This window comes from Fischerella thermalis PCC 7521 (assembly GCF_000317225.1).
Lineage (GTDB): Bacteria > Cyanobacteriota > Cyanobacteriia > Cyanobacteriales > Nostocaceae > Fischerella > Fischerella thermalis.
In genome coordinates, this window is record NZ_AJLL01000086.1 from 1 (window position 1) to 6,030 (window position 6,030).

The window sequence follows — 6,030 nt, forward strand, 5'->3', positions numbered from 1 at the left end:
TCCTTGCTAAGGAGAGGGGTGGCGTAGCCGGGGTGAGGTTACTGTCAAAGCAGCAGGCAAAGTTTTGTAAAGCCTAAGATGCACACAGGTTATTTTAATCTGTGTGCATTTAATTATTTAAGGGAGTTCAAAGTTATTGTAGTGTGCGATCGCTTTTCTGACTTTACCATGACGATCAAATAACAACCATTCGACTGCACTTAATCCCAAGACTGACTTATAGTAAATGCAGAGGCTATCGATGCTGTAAAGCACTTCGATCAATTCAAAATGTAAGTCTGGTATTTTTTGCAGGGCTTGTTGCCAATAGGTTTTCACTGCTTCTTTACCATAGAGTGTTCCCGATGGTTCATTCATGATTTTGGTGATGAATGGTGTACTCATCTCAAAATCATCAGTGTAGTGTTCCAGAACCCGATTGAGATCATGGGAGTTCCATGCTGCAATCCATTCGTGGGCAAACTGATGGGCAGTTGCTTTAGTCAGCATAAAAATTTTACTGTCTATTGTTTGTTTTACAAATAATTGTGATTCAAATGAACCGCAGAGGACACAGAGAAAGCAGAGGTGGTAACAGGGAGTAATCGCACTCTGCAATGACAACCAAATTTTTCTACCACAGGTGTGAGACACAATTAACCTAGTTTCTGCAACGATCGCGATGAGAAATAGAGGGCAATACATGAAAATTCGCACGCCAGACTGGGTTAAACATGCTGTTTTCTATCAAATTTTTCCCGATCGCTTTGCTAGAAGCAAGCAACCACGCAAGCGATTGTTGCGTAATGCGAGTTGGGAAGATTGGGAGGCTATACCTACACTTCAAGGTTATAAGGGAGGGGATCTCTGGGGTGTACTGGAACAGTTAGATTATATTCAGGATTTGGGATTTAATGCTATTTACTTTACGCCGATTTTCCAATCTGCGAGTAATCACCGCTATCACACCCACGATTATTATCAAGTTGATCCGATGTTGGGGGGTAATCCAGCTTTTAAAGAATTGCTAGACGCAGCCCACGCCCGTAATATTAAAGTTGTTTTGGATGGAGTGTTTAATCATTCCAGTCGTGGCTTTTTCTTTTTCCACGATGTTTTGGAAAATGGCCCCCATTCGCCTTGGGTAGATTGGTTCAAGATAAAAGGTTGGCCCCTTTCCCCTTACAATGGTGAGTTTCCTGCTAACTATGTAGGTTGGGCTGACAATCGCGCCTTACCAGTATTCAACCACGACAACCCAGAAGTACGGGAGTACATTATGGAAATTGCTGAATACTGGATTAAATTTGGCATTGATGGTTGGCGCTTGGATGTACCATTTGAAATTAAAGTTCCTGGTTTTTGGCAAGAGTTTCGCGATCGCGTCAAAGCTATTAATCCTGAAGCTTATATTGTGGGTGAAGTGTGGGGAGATTCCCGCGAATGGTTGGATGGTACCCAGTTTGACGGTGTGATGAATTATTTATTTGCTGCACCAACAATTGCATTTACCGCAGGCGATCGCGTCGATATTGAACAAGTACAAGATCGTTCCTATCATCCTTACCCACCGTTATTTGCAGCTGAGTACGCCACCAAAATGCAGGAACTACTACAACTTTACCCCTGGGAAATTCAACTCACACAGTTAAATTTGCTGGCGAGTCACGATACTGCTAGGTTGATTTCTATTGCTGGGGGCGATATTCCGAGTGTGGAACTAGCAACTCTGCTGCTACTGACTTTCCCTGGTGCTACTAGTATCTATTATGGTGATGAAGTGGGTTTACCTGGTCGTCTCGATCCCGATTCCCGGCGTGGTTTTCCTCTGGAAGCAAACTGGAATCAAGATATTCTCAACACCCACCGCCGATTAATTGCTCTCCGTCATACTTATCGCTGCTTGCGTACAGGAGATTATCAAGTTTTATATGCCCAAGCAGAACTTTTTGTTTTTATCCGCACTTTAGATGATGAAAAATTAATCATTGCAGTCAATGCTGGTACTGCATCGGCAAAAGCAAATATAAATATTAACTGGCATAGCCAACTCAATAAGCTTTTATATGGCAATGCTAAAATCAAGTGGTACGGTGAAGCAGAAACTAGAAAATTAAGTTTAAATCTTCCTCCCCGCAGTGGTTGTATTTTAGGTCATGGGTAGACATTTGAATCACCTTGGAATTAATTCCAAGGATAATAGCCCAACTCTACTAAAGTAGACTGCTATTAGCCTGCAATTTCAATCGCAGGCGATTATTTGATCAATAATGTGGATGACTGAAATTTACCATCAACGGATGCGATCGCGACCACCGATCCTTCAACTGTCTGCTTGAATCATAAAATACAGCTTAAGTCTGAAGTCTTATAGTGTAAAAATTGCAAGACTCAGAATCCCCGACTTTTTCAAAAAGTCGGGGATCTTTTTGTTCACGAATGATTGAGAAACGCTATCTAAACCCATGGGATCGCTGCAAGTAGCAGTGCTATGTTAGTAGTTAGTAGATTATTGAGATCCAACCTTGATTTGCAGAAGAGATTCCCAATCTTTAATTGCCTCTTCTGACCACATCCAATTGTTAGCTAATTGATTTTTTTGAAAACTAACAGGATCATCTTTGACTACCATTTGCCGCAGTTTTACTGCTTCATTAAGATATTGATCTCGTTTAGAATCTGGCTGATTACGTGCAGATTTGTACAATCCAATGGCTAAGCCTGCATAGGCTGTTAAAGTATCATGAGTTTCTTGTTTTGCTTTGACTACTATGTTACTAGCTGATGTATTCTGTTTGACAGCTGCATTCAATGCTTTAAACCAAGAGTCGTTGGCACGATTGAGATTGCCTTCTGCGTAGTAAGCAAAACCTAAAGCATTAGAATATAAAAGCGAATTGGGTTCTGTTCTCACAGCATTTTCCCAAAAACGACGGGCATCATCGACACTATATCTAGTGTCTTTGATTTGGACAAACTGCCATGCCAAGCGTCCTTTTAAAAAGTTGACAAATGGATTGTCTAACTGATTGGTAGGAACAAGATCAAGGGCTGTTTTGGCGTTATCGAGAGCATTACGATCAAGAAGTGCCTCTACAGCTAATAGTCCATTCTGTAAGTCACCATTGCTCAGTTTATCGGTAGCATAGGCGGTGACAATTCCGGTTGCCTCTGTTTTTATACTAGTTGGTGATAAATTCTGGCTAGGTTTAGACTCGGTGGAAATTGATGGTATGTCAGATAGGGTTGAATTTCGTTGCTGCCACCAATTTATACCAAAAAATACTGCGATCGCACTAACTCCCACAAATCCAAATATAGACAACAACTGACGTCGAGCGCGTCGTCTATAGGCAGCTTTCTCAGATGGGGTAATGTAAGAAGAAGCAAAAGTACTTTGCCAATCTGCACCTGAGCTATCATCAACGGCTACTTCATCACTTGCTGGTGTAATTTGTCTATTTGGCGCTATTTGTGGTGCAAATTCTCCCCACAATGCAGCCAGATTATCATTTTCAGTGTCATCAATAGTATCTTCTCCATCCTGCCCTATGAGTTCGGCTTTCATGGAGGTTTGCTCGTTAGCATCTGTGGAATTGCCTAGTTCACCAAATATACCTGCGACTACAGATGAATCCTGGGCATAGGTTGGGTCGTCATACTCAATTTCATCTACCAAATCACCCCAGGTTTCTTCGCCTAACCAGTCTAACTCCGCAGAGTCTTGTGTCAGACCAGAGGCAACCATATCATCCATTGGCAAAGACAGATCGGTATTATCTGCTGTGGCTGGGTAAAGTGCTGGTGTTCCCCCTAAGGCCGGATCATACTCGTTGAGCAATTTTGTCGTTTGGGGTACATCAATTTCTGGTCCGAGATAACCATTAAAATCTTTATCAAGATACAAAATAGGCAAAGCCCAGTACATCTGATGCGATCCATAGGCAGAGATTAACCCCTGTCGTACCCGGCTCACACACAAATCTACAGGATAGCCTTGAGCAAGGTTACGGTAAAATAGCTGTGTCAATGTCAGTGCTACTTCATCAGGAATGCGTTCTGACATTGCTAAAACACTCCTAATACCTCGCTTTACTAAGCTTTCGGTAAGATTACGTTCGCCTGTTTCTTGGGTAGGAGCACAGGTAGCTGCGTATGCGCCCAAGCAGGAGTTAAACACAGCCATTTGAATGTTGTTGTTGACGAGTAAACCTGCTAAGTCGTCCCCACTTAGTGTCTCGGTGAGGCCTGTTCTACTACTAACAAGATAAATTTCGCCGCCATTAGGGCCTAAGTTACTGTGACCGGAATAGTGCAGGATGTGATAACGTCTCTGTTCCAGGGCTTGTGTTAATTCTTCCCTACCTGGCTGTTCTAACAAAGTTAGTTCAATACCTGGTAGATAAGCCCCAGTTTCCGAGAAGCGTGGTGATTGGCGATGTAGTTCTGCTTGTAGTTCTTCAGCTTCTTGTTTGAGTAAATTTAAACGGGTTCGATCATTGGGAGAAGCAATTACCATTAATACTCTGATACCACCATCTTCCGGTGGTGTAGGCAAATTTGATGGTAGACGAGATGCTCCATTAATTCCCGAGTGGAAGCGAGAAAAAGCAATATATGGCCCTGTCGCTATGGGGCGATCGCCTGCGTGCATCACTTCCCAAGGCAAACGCGCCAACCGATTATCTTTTAACCCCAAACGTAGACGCAACACGCCTTGGCGATTTTGGGCGATACCTTGGGCAGCCATCCAACTATCTCTGAGGGTGCCTTTAAACAATTTATCGTAAAAGTCCCGACCCAATGCTGCTAAGTTGACAGAGTTTCTGGCGATCGCATCTCCCTGTAACACTAACTTCAATGGGTCATTCATTAAATTTCCAGCAGCTGTCAACCAATCAGTTACAGGCCAAGTCACCAGCTCTTCTGCCAACGGAACTCCCTGCGCGACTCTTTCCGTCCGCACCAAGTAGTCGTTTTGCCCTACAGGGGTTACGGAAATTTGAAATTCCTGGGTCACAACTTCTCCTGTTTGCCTCCTACGAGCCGATTTGAAACGCGATTCATTTGCAAGTGATGTTTCGCTCTTTCTGATACATTTAGATGCATCTTGTCACCAAGATGTTTCTGATTTAAGTTGTTTTGCTGCTCTTGCAACTTCTACAACTTTAATCCGGATTTATCGGCTGTGCCTAGAACATTCTTATTGGTAGATGCACCTTGATCTTTAACTCCCCTGCTTGGCTAATACACGCTGGGGGGTTTTTTCTATGCTTACCAGAAAAACGTTCCCAATGCACCAAAAAATTATCCTTTCTTTTCACGGAGGGGATAGGTATATAGGTATGTAAGGGTTTTAAACACCTTATATCCCTTACTAAACAGCACTTCTTGCCTAAAGCCTTGATTGTTTGTCTTTATCTGTTAGTGCGATTACAGTTATTTTTACCCCTCTTGATGATCCCCAGCCTCAATCAGAGTAGAGATCACAAGTTTCCTTTTAATTATTTGACATTCATAATGTTTTTACACACCGTGAAAGGTCAAATAAATTATCCTGATGACAGGATTGACAACCAGAATTTTGAATTGGTAGATATACCCTGGTAACTTGGCTTCCCTAGTTAGCTATCAAGCACTAGGGTTTTTTCTTTTGATCACCCAGTTTCCTACAGAATTAGGGTGTGTGAGTATGGGTTTAACTAATACCCCACCGGAAAGTAGAAGATTTTAGCCTTAGCCCCATATCTTTCTACTCCTAGAATCCTTGATCAATGCATCCAAACTATACTAACTGTTTTGCTCTAAAACACAAAGGCTGGTAGATGACTAGAAATACAGTTTGGATGAGCATACTCTTGCCTAAGAGTGCTAAACAGGAAAAATTTACTGAGATTGGGTTAAAGGACATAGAGAAACACATGAATTTCCCTTACCCTTTAACCGAACTAAATAGAGATGACTGGTAGATGGAATCTGATGACTTACTCCCCTTGTTTGTAATTGGCTACTGAGGGATTTTTTGTTGTTTTTCATAACCTTTTAATCCCA

At 42.2% G+C, this 6,030-nt stretch carries 3 protein-coding genes; 1 reads left to right on the plus strand and 2 read right to left on the minus strand.

All coding sequences use genetic code 11. From position 1 onward, the window contains the following. Positions 1-117: 117 nt before the first annotated feature. Positions 118-489 (minus strand): nuclear transport factor 2 family protein, encoded by a 372-nt coding sequence (locus UYK_RS0118065; protein ID WP_016866840.1) that lies wholly within the window; start codon positions 487-489, stop codon positions 118-120. Positions 490-682: 193 nt separating this feature from the next. Here UYK_RS0118065 and UYK_RS0118070 point away from each other — a divergent pair, with 193 nt between their 5' ends. Continuing rightward, a complete protein-coding gene (locus UYK_RS0118070; protein WP_016871881.1) occupies positions 683-2,143 on the plus strand; it encodes a glycoside hydrolase family 13 protein in 1,461 nt (486 codons plus the stop codon). Positions 2,144-2,488: 345 nt separating this feature from the next. On the opposite strand, the gene hetF is transcribed toward UYK_RS0118070, so the two are convergent. Further along, positions 2,489-4,999, minus strand: coding sequence for a cell division protein HetF (gene hetF, locus UYK_RS0118075; protein WP_016871882.1), 2,511 nt, complete (start codon positions 4,997-4,999; stop codon positions 2,489-2,491). Between the last annotated feature and the right edge of the window lie 1,031 nt (positions 5,000-6,030).

Bases quoted from the DNA above. Each gene is read 5' to 3' on its own strand.
- UYK_RS0118070 (WP_016871881.1), top strand. From the start codon at position 683: ATGAAAATTCGCACGCCAGACTGGGTTAAACATGCTGTTTTCTATCAA.
- UYK_RS0118065 (WP_016866840.1), bottom strand. From the start codon at position 489: ATGCTGACTAAAGCAACTGCCCATCAGTTTGCCCACGAATGGATTGCA.